Source organism: Ruegeria sp. HKCCD8929 (assembly GCF_013031405.1).
Lineage (GTDB): Bacteria > Pseudomonadota > Alphaproteobacteria > Rhodobacterales > Rhodobacteraceae > Ruegeria.
The window spans coordinates 16,912-35,685 of record NZ_WPZY01000005.1 but is presented as its reverse complement, the minus strand read 5'-3'; the positions used below and the strand labels follow the sequence as shown (position 1 = coordinate 35,685).

The 18,774-nt window shown below is 64.5% G+C and carries 19 protein-coding genes; 7 read left to right on the top strand and 12 right to left on the bottom strand.

Annotated elements, in window-relative coordinates; all coding sequences use genetic code 11:
• Positions 1 to 3 precede the first annotated feature (3 nt).
• The 3 genes from ubiA to GOX53_RS09440 all read left to right on the top strand — a co-directional run bounded on the left by ubiA (position 4) and on the right by GOX53_RS09440 (position 3,281).
• Positions 4 to 966 carry a 4-hydroxybenzoate octaprenyltransferase gene (gene ubiA, locus GOX53_RS09450; RefSeq protein WP_171175673.1) on the top strand — a complete coding sequence of 321 codons (963 nt, stop codon included), beginning with the start codon at positions 4 to 6 and terminating at the stop codon, positions 964 to 966.
• 64 nt (positions 967 to 1,030) lie between these two features.
• Positions 1,031 to 2,959, top strand: coding sequence for an OmpA family protein (locus GOX53_RS09445; RefSeq protein WP_171175671.1), 1,929 nt, complete (start codon positions 1,031 to 1,033; stop codon positions 2,957 to 2,959).
• 1 nt (position 2,960) lies between these two features.
• Entirely contained in the window at positions 2,961 to 3,281 is a 321-nt protein-coding gene (locus tag GOX53_RS09440) for a hypothetical protein (RefSeq protein ID WP_171175669.1), read from the top strand.
• A gap of 295 nt (positions 3,282 to 3,576) precedes the next feature.
• Here GOX53_RS09440 and GOX53_RS09435 read toward each other — a convergent pair whose 3' ends face one another.
• From GOX53_RS09435 to pgsA, 3 genes are read right to left on the bottom strand one after another with little or no spacing between them, the layout of a single operon-like run.
• Positions 3,577 to 4,020, bottom strand: coding sequence for a molybdenum cofactor biosynthesis protein MoaE (locus GOX53_RS09435; RefSeq protein WP_171175667.1), 444 nt, complete (start codon positions 4,018 to 4,020; stop codon positions 3,577 to 3,579).
• A 4-nt stretch (positions 4,021 to 4,024) separates the two neighbouring features.
• A complete protein-coding gene (moaD, locus tag GOX53_RS09430; RefSeq protein WP_171175665.1) occupies positions 4,025 to 4,270 on the bottom strand; it encodes a molybdopterin converting factor subunit 1 in 246 nt (81 codons plus the stop codon).
• A gap of 3 nt (positions 4,271 to 4,273) precedes the next feature.
• Positions 4,274 to 4,942, bottom strand: coding sequence for a CDP-diacylglycerol--glycerol-3-phosphate 3-phosphatidyltransferase (pgsA, locus tag GOX53_RS09425; RefSeq protein WP_171175663.1), 669 nt, complete (start codon positions 4,940 to 4,942; stop codon positions 4,274 to 4,276).
• Positions 4,943 to 5,159: 217 nt separating this feature from the next.
• Here pgsA and GOX53_RS09420 point away from each other — a divergent pair, with 217 nt between their 5' ends.
• Positions 5,160 to 6,050, top strand: coding sequence for a DMT family transporter (locus GOX53_RS09420; RefSeq protein WP_171175661.1), 891 nt, complete (start codon positions 5,160 to 5,162; stop codon positions 6,048 to 6,050).
• Here GOX53_RS09420 and uvrC read toward each other — a convergent pair.
• The 7 genes from uvrC to GOX53_RS09385 all read right to left on the bottom strand — a co-directional run bounded on the left by uvrC (position 6,047) and on the right by GOX53_RS09385 (position 13,357).
• Entirely contained in the window at positions 6,047 to 7,921 is a 1,875-nt protein-coding gene (uvrC, locus tag GOX53_RS09415) for an excinuclease ABC subunit UvrC (RefSeq protein ID WP_171175659.1), read from the bottom strand. The two genes, GOX53_RS09420 and uvrC, sit on opposite strands and share 4 nt — an antisense overlap.
• A 290-nt stretch (positions 7,922 to 8,211) precedes the next feature.
• The gene (locus GOX53_RS09410; RefSeq protein ID WP_171175657.1) at positions 8,212 to 8,991 is read right to left on the bottom strand and encodes an SDR family oxidoreductase; all 780 of its coding nucleotides are present in this window, start codon (positions 8,989 to 8,991) and stop codon (positions 8,212 to 8,214) included.
• Between the two features lie 22 nt (positions 8,992 to 9,013).
• Complete coding sequence (locus tag GOX53_RS09405; RefSeq protein ID WP_171175655.1) at positions 9,014 to 9,976, bottom strand: calcium/sodium antiporter; 963 nt, start codon at positions 9,974 to 9,976, stop codon at positions 9,014 to 9,016.
• 168 nt (positions 9,977 to 10,144) lie between these two features.
• On the bottom strand, positions 10,145 to 10,942 hold the full coding sequence (locus GOX53_RS09400) for a S49 family peptidase (RefSeq protein ID WP_171175654.1): 798 nt from the start codon (positions 10,940 to 10,942) through the stop codon (positions 10,145 to 10,147).
• 108 nt (positions 10,943 to 11,050) lie between these two features.
• Positions 11,051 to 11,812 carry an ABC transporter permease gene (locus tag GOX53_RS09395; RefSeq protein WP_171175652.1) on the bottom strand — a complete coding sequence of 254 codons (762 nt, stop codon included), beginning with the start codon at positions 11,810 to 11,812 and terminating at the stop codon, positions 11,051 to 11,053.
• Positions 11,809 to 12,738, bottom strand: coding sequence for an ABC transporter ATP-binding protein (locus GOX53_RS09390; protein WP_171175650.1), 930 nt, complete (start codon positions 12,736 to 12,738; stop codon positions 11,809 to 11,811). Before GOX53_RS09390 ends, GOX53_RS09395 begins: the two co-directional genes overlap by 4 nt.
• Positions 12,739 to 12,829: 91 nt before the next feature.
• Entirely contained in the window at positions 12,830 to 13,357 is a 528-nt protein-coding gene (locus GOX53_RS09385) for a CoxG family protein (RefSeq protein WP_171175648.1), read from the bottom strand.
• Positions 13,358 to 13,565: 208 nt separating this feature from the next.
• Here GOX53_RS09385 and GOX53_RS09380 point away from each other — a divergent pair, with 208 nt between their 5' ends.
• Complete coding sequence (locus GOX53_RS09380) at positions 13,566 to 14,546, top strand: DMT family transporter (protein WP_171175645.1); 981 nt, start codon at positions 13,566 to 13,568, stop codon at positions 14,544 to 14,546.
• 2 nt (positions 14,547 to 14,548) lie between these two features.
• Here GOX53_RS09380 and GOX53_RS09375 read toward each other — a convergent pair whose 3' ends face one another.
• A complete protein-coding gene (locus tag GOX53_RS09375) occupies positions 14,549 to 15,409 on the bottom strand; it encodes a crotonase/enoyl-CoA hydratase family protein (protein WP_171175643.1) in 861 nt (286 codons plus the stop codon).
• Between the two features lie 80 nt (positions 15,410 to 15,489).
• A complete protein-coding gene (gene pobA / locus GOX53_RS09370) occupies positions 15,490 to 16,662 on the bottom strand; it encodes a 4-hydroxybenzoate 3-monooxygenase (RefSeq protein ID WP_171175642.1) in 1,173 nt (390 codons plus the stop codon).
• 82 nt (positions 16,663 to 16,744) lie between these two features.
• On the opposite strand from pobA, the gene GOX53_RS09365 reads away from it, so the two are divergent.
• Positions 16,745 to 17,608, top strand: a complete 864-nt coding sequence (locus GOX53_RS09365) for a helix-turn-helix domain-containing protein (RefSeq protein WP_171175640.1) — start codon at positions 16,745 to 16,747, stop codon at positions 17,606 to 17,608.
• A 56-nt stretch (positions 17,609 to 17,664) separates the two neighbouring features.
• Entirely contained in the window at positions 17,665 to 18,759 is a 1,095-nt protein-coding gene (locus GOX53_RS09360; protein ID WP_171175638.1) for a CaiB/BaiF CoA-transferase family protein, read from the top strand.
• Positions 18,760 to 18,774: the final 15 nt, after the last annotated feature.

The window sequence follows — 18,774 nt, the reverse complement described above, 5'->3', positions numbered from 1 at the left end:
CATATGCAAGGCGATGCCCCAACACCAGATGGTCAGGTCGCGGATGCGGTCGCGGACAACTGGGTCGACACCTATGCCCCGGCGTTTGCCCGGCCCTATCTTCGGCTCAGCCGCGCCGACCGGCCCATCGGCACGTGGCTGTTGCTGATTCCCTGCTGGTGGGGGCTGCTCTTGGCCATGCTCGACGGCGGCGACCCGCGCTGGGGCGATCTGTGGATCGCGGTGGGCTGCGCCATCGGCGCCTTCGTGATGCGCGGCGCAGGCTGCACCTGGAACGACATCACCGACCGCGATTTCGACGGCCAGGTCGAGCGGACACGGTCGCGCCCGCTCCCCTCGGGCCAGGTGACGGTGAAACAGGCGGTGGTGTGGATGGTGATCCAGTCGCTGCTGGGGCTGGCGATCCTGCTGACCTTCAACCGCGCCGCAATCGCCATGGGCGTGCTGTCGCTGTTGCCGGTCACGATCTATCCCTTTGCCAAGCGATTCACCTGGTGGCCGCAGGCGTTTCTGGGGCTGGCCTTCAACTGGGGCGCGCTGCTGGCCTGGACCGCGCATAGCGGCTCGCTGGGCTGGCCCGCGGTGCTGCTTTACGGCGCGGGCATCGCCTGGACGCTGTTCTATGACACGATCTATGCGCATCAGGACACCGAGGATGACGCGCTGATCGGGGTGAAATCCACCGCCCGCCTGTTCGGCACCGACACGGCACGCTGGATGAAGTATTTTCTGGTCGCCACCGTCACCCTGATGGGGCTGGCGGTGATCGAGGCGGCGCTGCCCGATGCCTCGATTCTGGCACTGGTACTGGCCATCGCCGCGCCCTGGGCCATGGGCTGGCACATGGCCTGGCAGTTGCGCGGCCTCGACATCGAGGACAACGCCAAGCTACTGCAACTGTTCTGGGCCAATCGCGACACCGGCCTTATTCCGCTGATCTTCCTTGGTGCCGCCCTGCTGGTGTGATTGCACCCCGGGGCGGGGGCCTGTAAGACTTCGCCCGAAAGACCGGACAAGACATAAGCTGCCCATGCGCCCATCCTTTTCCATCGTGGTCGTTCTGACCTTTGTTCTGGCCGCGGGTCTGTGCCTGATCGGCGCAAGCTACGCGGTCACCGCGGTCGAGAGGAACTCGGAAATCGTGGTGCGGCGGGCCCTTGATACCAAGGGGCACGACTGGGCCGAGGTTCAGTCGGACGGGTTGCGGGTCGTCATCACCGGCACCGCCCCGGACGAGGCCACCCGGTTCAACGCGCTGACCGTCGCGGGGGATGAGGTCGACCCCTCTCGCGTCATCGACGGAATGGATGTGGCGCCCACCGCGGATCTGGCACCCCCACGCTTTTCGGCCGAGATCCTGCGCAATGACAGCGGCATCTCGATCATCGGCCTGATCCCGGCCAGCGAGGATCGCGAGGCGTTGGCGGAAGCGCTGCAGAAACTCGACCGGCAGGCACTGGTGACCGATCTGATGGAAACCGCCGACTATCCCAAACCCGCCGGGTGGGACGACGCGATGGCCTTTGCGGTGCTGGCGCTGTCGAAACTGCCGCGCGCCAAGGTCTCGGCCAGTGCCGGGCTGGTCAAGATCACCGCGATCTCGGACAGCCCCGAGGAAAAGGCCCGGCTGGAACAGGAGCTGACCCGCGCCGCGCCACCCAGCCTGCGGATCGGATTGTCGATCTCGGCCCCGCGCCCGGTCATCACGCCGTTCACCCTGCGGTTCCTGATCGGCGATGAGGGCGCCCGGTTCGACGCCTGCTCGGCCCAGGATGACACCGCCCGCAACCGCATCGTCGCGGCCGCGCACAGGGCCGGGCTGGAAGGCCGGGCCAACTGCACCATCGGGCTGGGCGTGCCGTCACCCAATTGGGCACAGGCAGCCGAACTCAGCATCAGCGCGCTGGCCGAGTTGGGCCGGGGCTCGGTCACCATCGCCGACGCTGACATCACTCTGATCGCCCAGCAGGGCACCGATCAGGCCGATTTCGACCGGGTTGTCGGAGAGCTTGAGACCAGCCTGCCCAAGGTCTTTGCCCTGCACGCCGTCCTGCCCGAGCCCGAGGTTGCCAACACTGCAGGTCCCTCCGAGTTCACCGCCACGCTCAGCCCCGAGGGGCTGGTGCAGCTGCGGGGCCGGGTCGGCGACGAGACCCTGCGCGACATGACCGACAGCTACGCCCGCGCGGCCTTTGGCTCGACCGCCGTGCACACCGCAACGCGCGTGGTGCCTGACCTGCCCGCAGACTGGCCGGTGCGGGTGCTGGCCGGGCTCGAGGCGCTGTCGCGGCTGAACAACGGCGCGCTAACCGTCACGCCTGACAACGTCGTGCTCAGCGGGATGAGCCATGACGCGGATGCCAGCGCCGAGATCGCCGGGCTGCTCTCGGAAAAGCTGGGCGAGGCGCAGGATTTCGACCTGTCGATTACCTATCAGGAACCGCCCGAACCCGAAGACGCCCTGCCCGACCCGGAATTCTGCGAAGAGCAGATCGCCGAGATGCAGCAGGCCAACAAGATCGCGTTCGAGCCGGGCTCGGCCACGGTGGCCTCGGGCTCGCTGGACACGCTCAACAGCATTGCCGACCTGCTGCGCGAATGCGGGCCAATCCGGATGGAGATCCAGGGCCACACCGACAGCCAGGGCCGTGAAGAGATGAACCAGCAGCTCAGCCAGGCACGGGCCCAGTCCATCCTGAACGAGTTGCGGTCGCGGCGGGTGCTGACCTCGACCTATGCCGCCGTGGGTTATGGCGAAAGCCAGCCGATCGCGGATAACGACACTGAAGCGGGGCGCGAGGAAAACCGCCGCATCGAGTTCCGCCTGATCCGCCCGGAACCGATTGAAGAGGTGGAAACCGGGCTGGAAGCCATCGAAAGCCCCGGCCCCGAGGCGGCGGAAACGGCGCCTGCGGATGAGACAGACGGCGCCTCGACAGAGGGCGCAGAGGACCAGTGACATGAACAGAACCGAATTCATCATCGCCACCGCCATCATCCTGTTCGTGGCCTTTTGCATGGGCTGGTTCGCCAACTGGCTGATCCACCGCCTGTCCCGCGTCCGCCAGAGCGATGTGGCCGATCTGGACCGCATGAGCCAGGAGTTGCACGAGGCCGAGGAGACCAGGGATCAGGCGATCACCTACCTGCAGCAGCGCGAAGCCGAACTGACCAACCAACTCACCCAGACCGAAGCCGAGCTGTCCGCCGCTATGGAGGGCCTCCGCGACGCACGGCAGGAGGCGGAAGAACTGCGGGGGCAGTTGGCGCGGGGGGAGTGACACAAATCCTGGCATTCCCGGCAAAATTGACCCTGGGAAACACTATCCACCTGATACTCGAACAGAGGGCAGCGCCCGACCGCGGGTGGGCGCCCCTGCCGTCAATGGTCTTCACTTTATGGGGCCATCATACCCCTCCTCTGTACGGGACACGAACGTCAACATAGCGCCCGCCCATAGGGGCGGTCGGGCGCTGCCCGGCGGCACTGCGTGCCTTGATTCCGGGCTGGGTGCCAGGATTGGAACGGCGGCTCAGATTACATGAAACCGGTCGGGTCAGCGCGATCCGGCGGATCTACCACCGCCCCAGCGCGTCCTCGTCCTCGTCTTTCGCGGCCACCCAATCGGCGCCGTCCGACGTGATCTCTTTCTTCCAGAACGGGGCGCGGGACTTCAGGTAGTCCATCAGGTATTCTGCCGCCTCAAAGGCGTCCTTGCGGTGCGGGGCGGCGGTGGCGACCATCATGATCTTGTCACCGGGCGCCAGACGGCCATGGCGGTGGATCACCAGCACGTCGCCCAGCGACCAGCGGGCTTTGGCCTCATCGGCGATCTTGGCAATCGCCTTTTCCGTCATGCCGGGATAGTGCTCGATCTCCATCACATCCAGATCGCCGCGCGCCAGATCGCGCACCACGCCGGTGAAGGTCACGATGGCGCCATCTGCAGTACCGCCTGCGGCAAAGGCATTGGCCTCGGCGCCCAGATCGAACTCTTCTTCCTGCACGGCGATGCGCACCGGCTCAGCCTCCGGTCATCGGCGGAAAGAACGCCACCTCGCGCACGCCCGACAGCGGGGCATCGAAATCGGACAGCTCCTGATCCAGCGCCACCCGCAGCGCCGAGAGATCGGCAAAGGCGGCCTCATACCGCGGTTCGCGTGCGCGCAACTCGGTGACCAGATCCGAGACGGTGGCGGCATTGGTCTCGACCCGCTCTTTCGGCAGGCCGATCCGTTCCCGGACCCAGGCGAAATAGAGCACATCCATCCCTTACGTCTCCTTCAGATGTGGCATGGCTTTACGTAGGTAGTCATAGCCCGTGATCAATGTCAGACCCGCCGCGAGCCATAGCAGCCACAAGCCGATTTGCCCGGCCCAATTCATCGCTTCTACTTTCCACCTCAATCCCACTTCGTCGGAAATGTTTCCGGCAAGTACCTCTGATCTGATGTGTTCGTCCATGCCAATGGAAGACATGACAGCGTAATGCTCAAAGATCCCCTGACTGAACAGCACCGCAATCGCGATCATCTGCGCGGTGGTCTTCCACTTGGCCAGATTAGTGACCTTGAGCGTGCCTGCCACATCGCCCAGATACTCGCGCAGTCCCGAGACAAAAACCTCGCGAAACAGGATCACGGTGGCGGGCAAAACCAGCCATGGGGTCCAGTGCTCGGTCGAATAGCCCACGAGGATCATCAGCGCGATCACCACCATCGCCTTGTCGGCGATCGGGTCCATCATCGCACCCATCTTGGTTTCCTGTTTCCACGCCCGCGCCAGATAGCCGTCGAACCAGTCGGTCACGGCGGCGGTCACGAACAGGACCAGCGCGAACCAGTCCGCGTAAGGGCGGGTGAAGTAGAGAAACATCACGGCCAGACCGGGCGCCGCAAGCAGGCGCAGCAGGGTCAGGATATTGGGCAGGTTCCATTTCATGAGCCGGACATTATATCGCGGCTTTCGGACATGAAAGCCGGGCCGTGGAAAAACTGCATGGCCCACAAACACCTGCGGCATTTCGGACGAAAGCCCGGCGTACAGCAAGGCGTGAGATGCCCCTTGGCTCCGCGTCCATTCCCGGTCAGATTGAGCCCCGTGAAATGGGTCAGGGAACGCGACCCGTATTGATCCGGGCAATGCGACGGCAGGCATCATGACAGCGCATATTCAAACGGACCACCGGTCAAACCTGATCGGCAGCGGTTGGATGATCGCAGCGATGGCAGGCTTTGCCCTCGAAGACGCCTTGCTGAAGGCCGCCTCCGCCACGCTTCCGGTCGGGCAGATCCTGATCCTGTTCGGGCTTGGCGGCGCGCTGGTCTTTGGCTGCATCGCACGCTGGCGCGGCGCGCGGCTGCTGCATCCGGACGTGCTGTCGCCACCGATGCGCTTGCGGGTGCTGTTCGAGGTGCTGGGCCGCCTGTTCTACGTTCTCGCCATCGCGCTGACCCCGCTCTCTTCGGCCACTGTGATCCTGCAGGCCACGCCGCTGGTGGTCGTCGCGGGCGCCGCGCTGGTCTTTGGCGAACAGGTCGGCTGGCGGCGGTGGAGCGCGATTCTGATCGGCCTGATCGGAGTGCTGATCATCATCCGCCCCACCGGTGAGAGCTTTTCGCCGCTGTCCATCCTCGCCGTGCTCGGAATGCTGGGCTTTGCCGGGCGCGATCTGGCCAGCCGCGCGGCACCAGCGACGCTTGGCACCGATGTTCTGGGGTTCTACGGTTTCCTGTCGATTGTGGTGGCAGGGGTTCTTTATTCGTTTTGGGAGGGCATCGCCCTGGTCCCCCTCACCGCCACCGCCAGCCTGCAACTGACGAGCGCGGTGTTCTGGGGCGTCATCGCCTACTCCGCCCTGATGAAGGCCATGCGCACCGGCGAGGTGTCCGCCGTGACACCGTTCCGCTACTCCCGCCTGCTCTTCGGCATCGGGCTGGGCATCGTCCTGTTCGGTGAGCGGCTGGAGGCGCACATGCTGACGGGCTGCACGCTGATCGTGGCCTCGGGCCTCTACATCCTGTGGCGGGGCAAAAGGGTCAGCGCCTAGCCCTTTTCGTGGAAGAAATCGTAGACCTTCTGCGCCAACCCTTCCGAGATCCCGTCCACCGCCTTCAGGTCCGCCAGATTGGCCCGGCTGACCGCCTTGGCACTGCCGAAATGGGCCAGCAGCGCGCGTTTGCGGGTGGCACCAACGCCAGGGATTTCATCAAGCGGCGTCGCGCCAACCGCCTTGGCCCGCTTGGCGCGGTGGGTACCGATGGCAAAGCGGTGCGCCTCATCCCGCAGCCGCTGGATGAAGTAGAGCACCGGGTCGTTGCGTCTGAGCGCAAAGGGCCGCTGACCGATCCGGTGAAATTCTTCTTTGCCGTGATCGCGGTCGATGCCCTTGGCGACACCGACCATGGGGATGTCCTCGACCCCGTGGGTCACCATGATCTCATGCACCGCGCTCACCTGCCCGGCACCGCCGTCGATCAGCAGCAGATCGGGCCACAGGCCCTTGTCGCGATCCGGGTCCTCTTTCAGCAGGCGGGTAAAGCGGCGGGTCAGCACCTCTTTCATCATGCCGAAATCGTCACCGGGGGTCAGATCGTCACCACGGATGTTGAACTTGCGATACGCGTTCTTTATCCAGCCCTCGGGGCCCGCCACGATCATGCCGCCCACCGCGTTGGTGCCCTGAATATGGCTGTTGTCATAGACCTCGATCCGGTTCGGAGGCCCGTCCAGATCGAACGCCTCGGCCACCCCGCGCAGCAGCTTGGCCTGGGTCGCGCTTTCCGACATGCGCCGCGCCAGCGACTCCCGCGCATTGCGCAGCGCACCCGAGACCAGTTCCGCCTTTTCCCCGCGCTGGGGCACCAGCAACTCGACCTTGCGGCCCGCCTTCTCAGACAGCGCCTCGCCCATCAGGTCGGCGTTTTCGATGGCATCCGACAGGATCAGCTGCCGGGGCGGCTCCTTGTTGTCGTAGAACTGACCAAGAAAGGCCTCCATCGCTTCGGCTGCCGATACATCCGGGCCGACGCGGGGGTAAAAATCCCGGTTCCCCCAGTTCTGATTGGCGCGGATAAAGAACACCTGAACGCAGGCCTGCCCGCTTTCCATGTGCAGCGCCACGACATCCGCCTCCGTTACTCCACGCGGGTTGATGCCCTGGCTCGACTGCACCTGCGTCAGCGCCCGGATGCGGTCGCGCAGACCGGCGGCGCGCTCGAACTCCATCGCCGCGGACGCCGTCATCATCTGCTCAGCCAGTTCCTCCTGCACCTTGGTCGATCGCCCCGACAGGAACCGCTCGGCATCCTTGACGCTTTCGGCATAGCCTGCTTCCGAGATCAGCCCCACACACGGCCCCGAGCACCGCTTGATCTGATAGAGCAAACAGGGCCGGGTGCGGCTGTCGAACATGGAATCCGAGCAGTTGCGCAGCAGGAACGCCTTTTGCAACTGGTTCAGCGTCCGGTTCACCGCGCCAGCGCTGGCAAAGGGGCCGAAATAGGTCCCCTTTTCCTTCTTCGCCCCGCGATGCTTCTTGATCTGCGGAAAGGCGTGATCCTTGGCCACCAGAATATTGGGAAAGCTCTTGTCGTCGCGCAGCAGCACATTGTATTTCGGCTTGAGCTGCTTGATCAGGTTCTGCTCCAGCAGCAGCGCCTCGGTCTCGGTCCGCGTGGTCAGGAACATCATCGAGGCGGTGGCCGCGATCATCCGCTCGATCCGGCCCGAATGGCCGGGCCGCGCATAGTTCGACACCCGCGCCCGCAGATTGCGCGCCTTGCCGACGTACAAAACCCGGCTTTCACCATCGAGCATCCGGTACACGCCGGGCGAGCTGTCCAGCGTTTTCAGATACTGCTGGATGCAGGCATAGCCGGTCACCGGAGGTTGGGAATCGGGGTCGCTGTGTTGGTTCATCGCATTCAGATATGATTCTCTGGGAATGGCTGCAATCTTGGGCCGCCCAGATCAAGAGGAAACAAATCCACGGTTTATGTGGATAACTATGCAGATAACTTTCGGGGCATCGCGATTTCTCCTTGTTTCATGGCCTTTTCCCTGAAATGCCCAAAAAATAGGCACATATTCAACGCATTGATTTTTAACGTTATTTTTTATGAGGCCTGACAAGCCCATGAAATAAAAGACATTTTTGTAACGCTTAAGTAACAGAAATGCGAGCGGTGCAAAACTTGCACCAAAAACCCTCATTCCAGGCCTAGAACATCCGGAGTACGCCAGCCCAGATGCTGCCCGCCATCGACGCAAAGCAACTGCCCGGTTACCGCCGGGGCATCCATGAAATATCCCAACGCGGCAGTGATGTCGGACGGGTTCGAGCCGCGCTCCAGCACCGTGTTCGCGCGCTGCGCCGCAAAATGCTCATCGCTCTGCCGATGGCCCCGCATCGTGGGGCCCGGACCGATCGCATTGACCCGGATCGCGGGCGTCAGCGCCTGTGCGGCGGTCCGGGTCAGCGCCCAGAGGCCCATCTTGGCGATGGTGTAGGTCATGAACTCGGGCGTCAGTTTGCGCACGCGCATGTCCACCATGTTGACGATCAGGCCGATCGCCATGGGCTCACCATTCTCATCCGTGACCGCCTGCAGCCCCTGTTCCGCCATCGCCTGCGTCAGCACGAAAGGCGCGCGCAGGTTGCTGTCCATGTGCCGGTCCCAGCTCTGCCGGGTGGCGGATTGGATATTGTCATATTCGAAGATCGAGGCGTTGTTGACCAGACAGGTGACCGGCCCGCCCAGCGCCTCGACCGCACGCGGCAGCAGGTCCTGGGTCTGTGCCTCATCCAGCAGATCCGCCTGCAGGGTCACCGCCTTGCGGCCCATGGCGCGGATCTCGTCCACGGTCTCTGCGGCAGGCGCTTCCGAGCTGGCATAGTGCACGGCCACGTCATAGCCGCGCGTCGCCAGATACAGCGCCATCGCGTGGCCCAGCCGGATACCGGCACCGGTCACTAGAGCTCGGGTCATTCAGGGTCCTCCGGCAGAGGCATCAGGTCAGTACGGCAATCACATAGATCCCGTAGAGCGCGGTCAAGGCCAGCCCCCACAGGCGGTTGATGTCCTGCTTGAAGAACACGAACGGGATCAGCAGCAGCGAGGCGCCCAGCATCACCCACAGATCGAAGCGCAGGAACGAATCGTCCACCGGGATGCGTCCGAACAGGGTGGCGATACCGACGATGGCCAGCAGGTTGAACATGTTCGAGCCGATCACGTTGCCCAGCGCCACATCCGCCTGCCGCCTGAGGGCTGCCATCACCGTGGTCGCAAGCTCGGGCAGCGAAGTGCCCACCGCCACCAGCGTCAGGCCGATCACCGTCTCGCTGACCCCATAGGTGCGCGCGATGATCGAAGCGTTTTCCACCAGCAGATGCGCCCCCATCGGCAGGCCGATCAGGCCCAGCACCAGATAGAGCGCGATGCGCCAGTAGGGCATGTTGGGATCGGCCTCTTCCAGCCCCTCAAGCTCATCGTCGTCGGCACATGCCTCTCCGCACGCCTTGCGATGCGCCTTGGCCTGCCGGAACGCGTTGAGCAGAACCAGCGTCAGCCCCGCCAGCAAGATGGCCCCGCTGGCCAGGTTGAAGACGCCGCAGGCCGCCAGCGCGATGAACAGAACCGAGGCCATCAGCATGAAGACATAGTTGCGGCGCGTGTCGCATTCGCTGGTGTGCAGCGTCGCCAGCAGCGCGGGCACCCCGAGAACCAGCAGGATGTTGGCCGTGTTCGAGCCCACCACGTTACCCAGCGCGATCCCGGGCGCGTTCTCCTGAATCGCCTTGATGGCGATCAGCAGCTCGGGCGCCGAGGTGCCGAAGGCCACGATGGTCAGGCTGACGATCAGCGCCGGAACACCCAGACGCAAGCTCAGGTTCACTGCCCCGCGCACCAGCGCATCGCCTGCCAGCAGCAAGATGACCAGCCCCAGCGCAGAATACAGCCACGCTGTCATGAGCGGTCTCCCTTTTCGCAGGCGCAGGGGCCTCTGCCGATCCTGTATCGCCCGCAGCGCCGGCATTTGGCCGAACTCAGCCGTTTCTGTCCCGGAAACCGCAGCTTGCCGAACATTGCCAGCACGGCCATGCCCACCAGAAAGAGGGAGACGATCTTGAATATCACGTCAGAGACCGAAACGCGCGTAGGCCGCCCGCTCCTCTATGCCTGCAATCGCATCCTGCGTCAGCTCGGTGCCGATCCGGGTCCAGAACGGGCGCCGCACGCCATAGCGGCGGAACTTGACCTTGTCGCCGAACTGCTCCTGCATCCGCGGTTTCAGATGGCCGACCCCGTCGATCAGCCCCAGCTCGGTCGCGCGCTTCGCCAGCCAGATCTCGCCGTTGAAAAGATCGGCCTTGCGCTCCAGCCGCTCGCCGCGCCGCTCTTTCACATAGGCGATGAAATTCTGATGGATATCGCCCAGAATGACCTTGAGCCGTTCGACGTCCTCATCCTTTTCCGGCGCAAACGGGTCGAGCATGGATTTTGACTTGCCTGCGGTATGCACCCGCCGCTCGATCCCCTGCCGTGCCAGAAACACATGGGCGCCAAAACCCGACGAGATCACCCCTATGGACCCCAGAACCGAGTTGTCATCAGCCCAGATCTCATCCGCAGCCGCCGCAAGCCAGTAGCCGCCCGAGGCGGCAACGTCCTCGACAAACGCATAGACGGGGATCTTCAGCTCATCCGCCAGCCGCCGGATGCGGCCGCCGATCAGCGCGCTTTGCACCGGAGAGCCGCCGGGCGAGTTGACCTCAAGCGCTACGGCAGCGGGTTTGCCCTTGCGAAACGCCTTTTCCAGAACCGGCGCCAGGGTGGTGTCGTTCAGGGACGCGCGCCCTGCCATACCGATGGCACCCGACAAACGAACAACAGCCACCATTGGCGGCTTTTTGATAAACGGCAGGCGTAGCTTCATGGCAGCCGATGTAGAGTGCCCCCTGCCGACAAACAAGACGCCCGTCCTGACAGAAACGCGACGGCAACAAGATTCCCACACTTCATCGGCAAAAATGCAACGGCGGGATCAGCTGCGGATGCGCCATCCGGTCTTGAAAATCCACCAGATCACGGCAAGGCAGACCCCGGTGAAACCGGCGATTGCCAGCAGGCTCAGCGCGATCGGTACATCGGCCAGACCGTAGAACGACCAGCGGAACCCCGAGATCAGATAGACGACCGGATTGAACAGGGTGATCGTCTGCCAGACCGGCGGCAGCATCGAGATGCTGTAGAAGGTTCCGCCGAGGAAAATCAGTGGCGTCACCACCAGTTGCGGGATCAGCGACATCTGCTCGAAATTGCTGGCCCAGATGCCGATGATGAAGCCCAGTAGCGAGAAGCTGAGACACGACAGGACCAGAAACGCCGCCATGGCCAGCGGGTGCTCGATCCGGATATCGACGAAGAAGGTCGCGGTGGCCAGGATCACCAGCCCCACGAACAGCGCCTTGGTCGCCGCCGCCCCCACATAGCCGATCACGATCTCAAGGAAATTGATCGGCGCCGAGAGCAACTCATAAATCGTGCCCAGGAATTTCGGGAAATAGATGCCGAAGGACGCGTTCGAGATCGACAGCATCACCACCGACAGCATGATCAGCCCCGGCACGATGAACGCGCCGTAGGACACGCCCTCGATCTCCTGTATCCGGCTGCCGATAGCAGTGCCGAACACCACGAAATAAAGCGAGGTACTGAGCACGGGCGAGAAAAAGCTCTGCGCCAACGTGCGGAAGAAACGCGCCATCTCGAACCGGTAGATGGCGGCAATGGCGGCCCAGTTCATGTCGCACCCTCCGACACCAGATTGACAAAGATCTCCTCCAGGCTCGACTGCCGGGTCTGCACATCGCGCAACACCAGCCCCGCCTGCGCCACGTCGTTCAAGAGCGTGGTGATCCCGGTCCGCTCGGCATGGGTGTCATAGGTATAGACCAACGCGTCACCATTACCGTTCAGCGTCAGGTTATGTTCCAACAGGACCTCGGGGATGGCGGTGATCGGCTGAGTCAGCATGACCTCGATCTGCTTCTGCCCCATCTGCGCCATCAGCGTGTCCTTGTCCTGCACCAGCAGCAGCTCGCCCTTGTTGATGACGCCCACCCGGTCGGCGATGGCCTCGGCCTCTTCGATATAGTGCGTGGTCAGGATGATGGTGACGCCGGCCTGTTTCAGCTCGGCCACGATGTCCCACATGTCCTTGCGCAGCTCGACATCCACGCCCGCGGTCGGTTCGTCCAGAAACAGCACCCGCGGCTCGTGCGCCAACGCCTTGGCGATCAGCACTCGGCGCTTCATGCCGCCCGACAGCTCCTTGATCGCGTTCTTGCGCTTGTCCCACAGCGACAGCTTGCGCAGGATCTCCTCGATCCGCGCATTGTCGGGGCCATGACCGAACAACCCGCGTGAGAACCGCACCGTGTTCCAGACCTTCTCGAACGGCTCCAGCGCAATCTCCTGCGGCACCAGCCCGATCATCCGGCGGGCAGCGCGAAAATCCGTCTGGATGTCATGCCCGCCCACGGTCACCGAGCCCGAACTCGGCGTGGTGATGCCGCAGACAGTCGAGATCAGTGTGGTCTTGCCCGCCCCATTGGGGCCGAGCAGGGCCAGAATCTCGCCCTCTTCAATGTCGAGCGAGACGCCCTTGAGCGCCTCGAACCCGTCCGCATAAGATTTGCGCAGGTCTTTGATGGACAGGATGGCCGTCATGCATGTTCCTCGTTCTGGCGGAGACCCTACAGCGTGCCGCCAAGCCGGAACAGGCCGAATGCGCACATTCCGTTGCGCAAATGCGCAGGCTTCAGCCGCGCCCGGTCAGGCGCCCCAGCCAGCCCTTCTTTTCGCCGCCGTCCTCGCCCGCCTCTTCCTCGGCAGGCGCCTCGGCGGGGCCTTCCAGCTGCTCCTGCAGGTTGGCAAAGAATTGATCGGCCATCTTCTTGGCAAAGCCGTCGATCAGGCGGCTGCCCAGCTGCGCCAGCTTGCCGCCCACCTTGGCCTCGACATCATAGGCCAGCAGCGTGCCGCCAGTCTCACCAGGGCTGAGTGTCACGCTGGCGCCGCCCTTGGCGAACCCGGCCGCCCCGCCCTTGCCCTCACCGGCGATGGTCAGGCGCTCGTTCTCGACCAGGTCCGACATGGTGACCGTGCCCTTGAAGGTCGCCTTGACCGGCCCGACCTTCTGCACAACCGTGGCCTCATAGCCGTCATCCGGGTTGCCGGTCAGCTCCTGCGTGCCCGGAACACAGGCCTTGAGCATCTCGGGGTCCAGCAGTGCCCCATAGACCGCCGCCGGGTCGGCCTTTATCTCGCGCGTGTCGCTCATCTGCATCGGAACGCCTCCTTCCCTGTCGCCTCTCCATCCGCTCCCAGAGGTATAGCCGCTAACCGCCTGCGGGCAACCGAAACGAATGTCTAAGGCGGATCGCATCCGATCCGCGCCACTGCCCGAAATCGGGCATGGACATATCCCCGCCCTGTGATAGCCCTTGGAGCAGGCGGCGGGCAATTGCTCTGCCCGCATGCCGAAGGAGCACCACATGAGTGAGATTGCGCAAAACCGGTCGGGCACCGGAATCGCCTTTATCGTTGCCGGCATGGTGGCGATTTCGGTCAACGACATGCTGATCAAGCAACTGTCGGGCGGCTATCCGCTGCACCAGATGGTGTTCATCCGCTCGTCCATCGGGATGATCCTGTCGCTGGCGCTCATGCAGGTCGAGGGCGGTGTGTCACTTTTGAAAACCCGTCACCCGTTGCTGCACACGGTGCGCTGCCTGCTAGTGGTGATCTCGAACATGACGTTTTTCGTAGCGCTGGCCGCCGTACCGCTGGCGGATGTGACCGCCCTGTTCTTTGCCGCACCACTGTTCATCACGGTGTTGTCGATCCCGGTATTGGGCGAAAAGGTCGGCCCCCTGCGCATGGGCGCGGTGGTCGTGGGTTTTGCCGGGGTGATCATCATGCAGCGCCCGTGGGAGGGCAGCGACAGCCTGCACGCCGATCGCATCGTCCTGATCCTGCCGGTCATCGCAGCGCTGACCTATGCCCTGAACCAGCTCATGACCCGCAAGCTGGGCGCAACCACCAAGGCCTCGGCACTGGCGGTCTATATCCAGGCGATGTTCATTCTGGTGTCGATCGGCTTCTATCTGGTGGCGGGCGACGGGCGCTATGCGGAAGGCGTGGACAATCCCAGCCTGAACTTCCTGCTGCGCGCCTGGACCTGGCCCGCCGACGGAGACTGGTTCTATTTCATCTGGCTGGGTCTGAACTCGGGCATTGTCGGCTATTGCCTGGCACAGGCGTACCGCGTCGCCGATGCAGCCACCGTGGCCCCGTTCGAATATGTCGGCCTGCCGATGGCGGTGTTCTGGGGCTGGCTGATCTGGGGAGAGCTGCCCGGCCCCGTCGTCTGGCTGGGCATGGCGCTGATCATGGGCGCGGGCCTTTTCGTGTTCCTGCGCGAGCGCCAAAAGGCCCGCCGCATCGCCCGGACCGAGGTCAAGGGACGCTACTGAACTCAACGGTTACGCTTGGGGATTTCCTCGTTCGCGGTCCAGTCGAACGTGCCCTGATCGCGCTCGGTCACCGCCTGTTTCCAGCCGACCTCTTCCGAGCGGGTCTTGAAGTTGATCCCTTCGGGCGAGTGCCGCGTGATGCCGTCAAAGATCGTGGCCAGCCGCTGGGTCTGCATCAGGCCGGTCTGCTCGATTGCCTGATTGATCACCATCTTCTGCATCGCCAACTGATTGACCGGCACCGTGGCCATGCGCGCGGCCAGCTCCTCGACCGCGTCATCCAGTTGCTCCGCCGGCACCGCCTTTAGTACCAGCCCCATCTCCGCCGCCTCGCGCCCTGAGATCTTGTCACCGGTGAACAACATCCGCTTGGCACGCTCGGCCCCCAGCCGGTAGACCCACATCGCCGTGGTCGGACAGCCCCAGACGCGGGCGGGCATGTACCCGATCTGCGCATCCTCGGCCATGATCGTCAGATCTGCACACAGCGCAATGTCCGACCCGCCCGCCACCGCATGCCCGTGCACCTTGCACACCACCGGCTTCATCGCCCGCCAGAGCGACATGAAATGCTGCGTGTTGGCCCACATGAACCGGTAATCCTTGACCGGGTCCCACGGCATCGGCTGGGTCACGTCTCCGCTGCCATTGCCCTCGGCATAAAAGGTCAGATCGTAGCCCGCGCAAAAGGCGGGGCCGTTGCCGGACAGGACCATCACATGCACGCCCGGATCGGCATCGGCGCGCGCCACCGCCCCGGCCAGCGCCACCGGCAGCTCGTCATTGATGGCGTTCATCACCTCGGGCCGGTTCAGGGTGATACGGGCGATGCGGCCGTCCTTTTCGTAAGTGACAACTGGCATGATGATCCTCCCTTGCTGGCTGGCAGCAAAGCACGCGGGGCACAGCCTGAGAACCCCGCGCAACGCAGCGTCACCGAGCGTCAGTAGGGCAGGCCCACGTAATTCTCCGCCAGCGACCGCAGCCCGGCCTCCGACGAAAACAGATAGTTCAGCTCGGTCTCCTGCAGGCGCCGGTCATAGGCGGGCGAGTCCGGGAACACATGCAGCATCGAGGTCATCCACCACGAAAACCGCTGCGCCTTCCAGATCCGGGCCAGCGCCTTTTGCGAGTAGCTGTACAGCCCGCTGTCATCGCCGCGCTCATAGTGATCCAGCAGCGCGTGATAGAGATACTGGATGTCCGAGCCCGCCGAGTTCAGCCCCTTGGCCCCGGTCGGCGGCACGATATGCGCCGCATCGCCTGCCAGAAACAGCCGCCCGTACCGCATCGGCTCGGCCACAAAGCTGCGTAGCGGGGCGATGGATTTCTCGATCGACGGCCCGGTTTGCAGGCGCGCGGCCACATGCCCCGGCAGGCGCCGTTTCAGCTCCGCCCAAAACGCCTCGTCCGACCAGTCGCCGGGCCGGTCAGTGAGCGGCACCTGAATGTAGTAGCGGCTCAGCACCCGGCTGCGCAGCGAGCACAGGGCGAAGCCGCGTTGGTGCCGCGCATAGATCAGCTCGGGCGCGACCGGTTCGGTCCGCGACAGCACCCCGAGCCAGCCGAACGGATAGACCTTCTCATACTCGGTCAGCACATCCGCCGGGATCGACTTGCGGCTGACCCCGTGAAACCCATCGGCGCCGACGACAAAATCGCACGCCACCCGACGCACCTCATCGCCCTGACGATAGGTGAGGTAGGGCGTATCCGAGGTCAGGTCATGCGGCTGCACATCCTCGGCCTCGTGGATCACCACGCCGCCCATCGCGTCCCGCGCCTCATAAAGATCGCGTGTCAGTTCGGTCTGTCCGTAGACCATCACCGTGCGGCCTCCGGTCAGCCCGTGCAGGTCGACCCGGTGCAGATCCTCGCCATGGGCAATGTTGACCCCCTCATGCACCTCGCCCTGATGGTCCATCCGGTCGCCACAGCCCGCCAGCCGCAACAGATCGGCAAAGCCCTGCTCCAGCACCCCGGCCCGGATCCTGGCCAGCACATGGGCCCGCGTGTGCTTTTCCAGCACCACGCTGTCGATCCCCCGCCGGTGCAGCAGCTGCGAGAGCAACAGGCCAGACGGCCCGCCGCCAACGATCCCCACTTGTGTCTTCATGCGCGTCCTCCCGGTGCCAGTATGCGCGCGCGATCACCCCAAGCGAATGGATCGAACCGGCAGCTTATTGTAGAAATCGAACATGACCAGCACCCGCATCCGCACCTACAACCTGTTCGGAGAAACCGCAGAACTGGCCGATGTGATCCATTGCGAGACCATCGCCGCCCGCTCCCGATTGCACAATTGGGAGCTGCGCTCACACCGCCACGCCCGCCTGCATCAGGTGCTTGCCCTGACCGGCGGCGGCGGCTCGGCCCAAATCGACGGGCGCCATGAGCCTCTGATCACCCCCTGCCTGATCAACATCCCGCAGGGTTGCGTGCACGGGTTTACCTTCGCGCCGGACACCGAAGGATGGGTCATCACCCTCCCCTCGGATCTGGTGGACGAGGCCCTGCACGCAGGCGAAGGCGTCCGCCCGCCCTTCGACCGCGCCGCCGTGCTGCCCCTGCCCGACGACCTGCACATCCTTGCCGCCCGCATCCACGCCGAGCACGGCCAGCACCACTTTGCCCGCGCCCATGTGCTGCGCGCCCTGGCCGGAGCGCTGATCGGTCTCACCGCCCGCGCCCTGCAGGACCACGCCCCACAGCCCGCGACCGACACGCCCCTGCTGCGCCGGTTCGAGGCGCTGGTCGAGCAGCAGTTCCGCACCCGCCAGCCGCTCTCGGCCTATGCCGCGCAACTGGCGGTGACGCCGACCCACCTGACGCGCGTGGTGCGGCAGGCCACCGGCCGCCCGGCCTCGGCGCTGCTCACCGACCGGACCCTGCGCGAGGCGCGTCGCCTGCTGATCTACACAAACCTCACCGCCGCCCAGATCGCCCATGAGCTGGGCTACGAGGATCCGGCCCATTTCTCGCGCGTCTTCACCAAGGGAACCGGCCAACCGCCGGGCCGCTTTCGCCGACGGATCGAGCAAAACGCCACGTCGCGCCCCTGAGCACTTGCAATCCCGCCCGCAGCCCGGAAACCTGCACCGCAAAGGGAGGGTCAGACATGCTGAACGGCATCCGTGTCATCGAAATCGAGGGGCTGGGCCCCGGCCCCTTCGCCGGAATGCTGCTGGCCGATCTGGGCGCCGACGTGATCGTGATCCACCGCAAGGGCGGCGCGGTGACCCCCGGAATGCCGGAACGCTCGCTGCTCGACCGCGGCAAGCGCTCCATCGCGCTGGATCTCAAGGACCCGGACGATCTGCAAACGACCAAAGACCTGATTGCCACCGCCGACGCCCTGATCGAAGGCTTCCGCCCCGGCGTGATGGAAAAGCTGGGGCTGAGCCCTCAGACCTGCCACACGCTCAACCCGAAACTGGTCTATGGCCGCATGACCGGCTGGGGCCAGACCGGCCCGCTGGCCCATGCCGCCGGGCACGACCTGAACTACATCTCGCTCTCCGGCGCGCTCTGGTACGGCTCTGCCCCCGGCGACGTGCCACAGACCCCGGCCACGCTGCTGGGCGATATCGGCGGCGGCGCGATGTATCTGGTCACCGGTCTCCTCGCCGGGCTGCTGAACGCCCGCGCCACCGGTCAGGGCACCGTGGTCGACGCCGCCATCTACGACGGCTCGGCCCATATGATGAACCTGCTGATGAGCCTGCGCCAGACCGGCAACCTGTCCGAGGCCCGCGGCCACAGCCTGCTCGACGGCCCACACTGGAGCCGCACCTATGCCTGCGCGGACGGCGGTTTCGTAACCGTGCAATGCCTCGAGCCGAAATTCTACGCCCTGTTCCTCGACCGGATGGGTCTGGCCGACGACCCCGAGTTCCAGCAGCAATACGACGCCACACGCTGGCCCGCCCTGACCGAACGCCTGAGCGCGCTCTTCGCCCGACACCCGCGTGATCACTGGGCCGACCTGTTCCTTGGCACCGATGCCTGCGTCGCCCCGGTCCTCAGCCCCGCAGAGGCCAAGGCCCACCCCATGAACAGCACCCGCCAAACCTGGCGCGAGATCGACGGTACGCTTCAGGCCGCCCCCGCCCCACGCTTCTCGGCCACCGACTGGCACCCGCAACCCAGCCCTGCCCGTGGCGAACACACTGACGAAATCCTCGCAGACCTCCGGTCAACCAAACAGACCTGATCCGCCCTTCTTCTG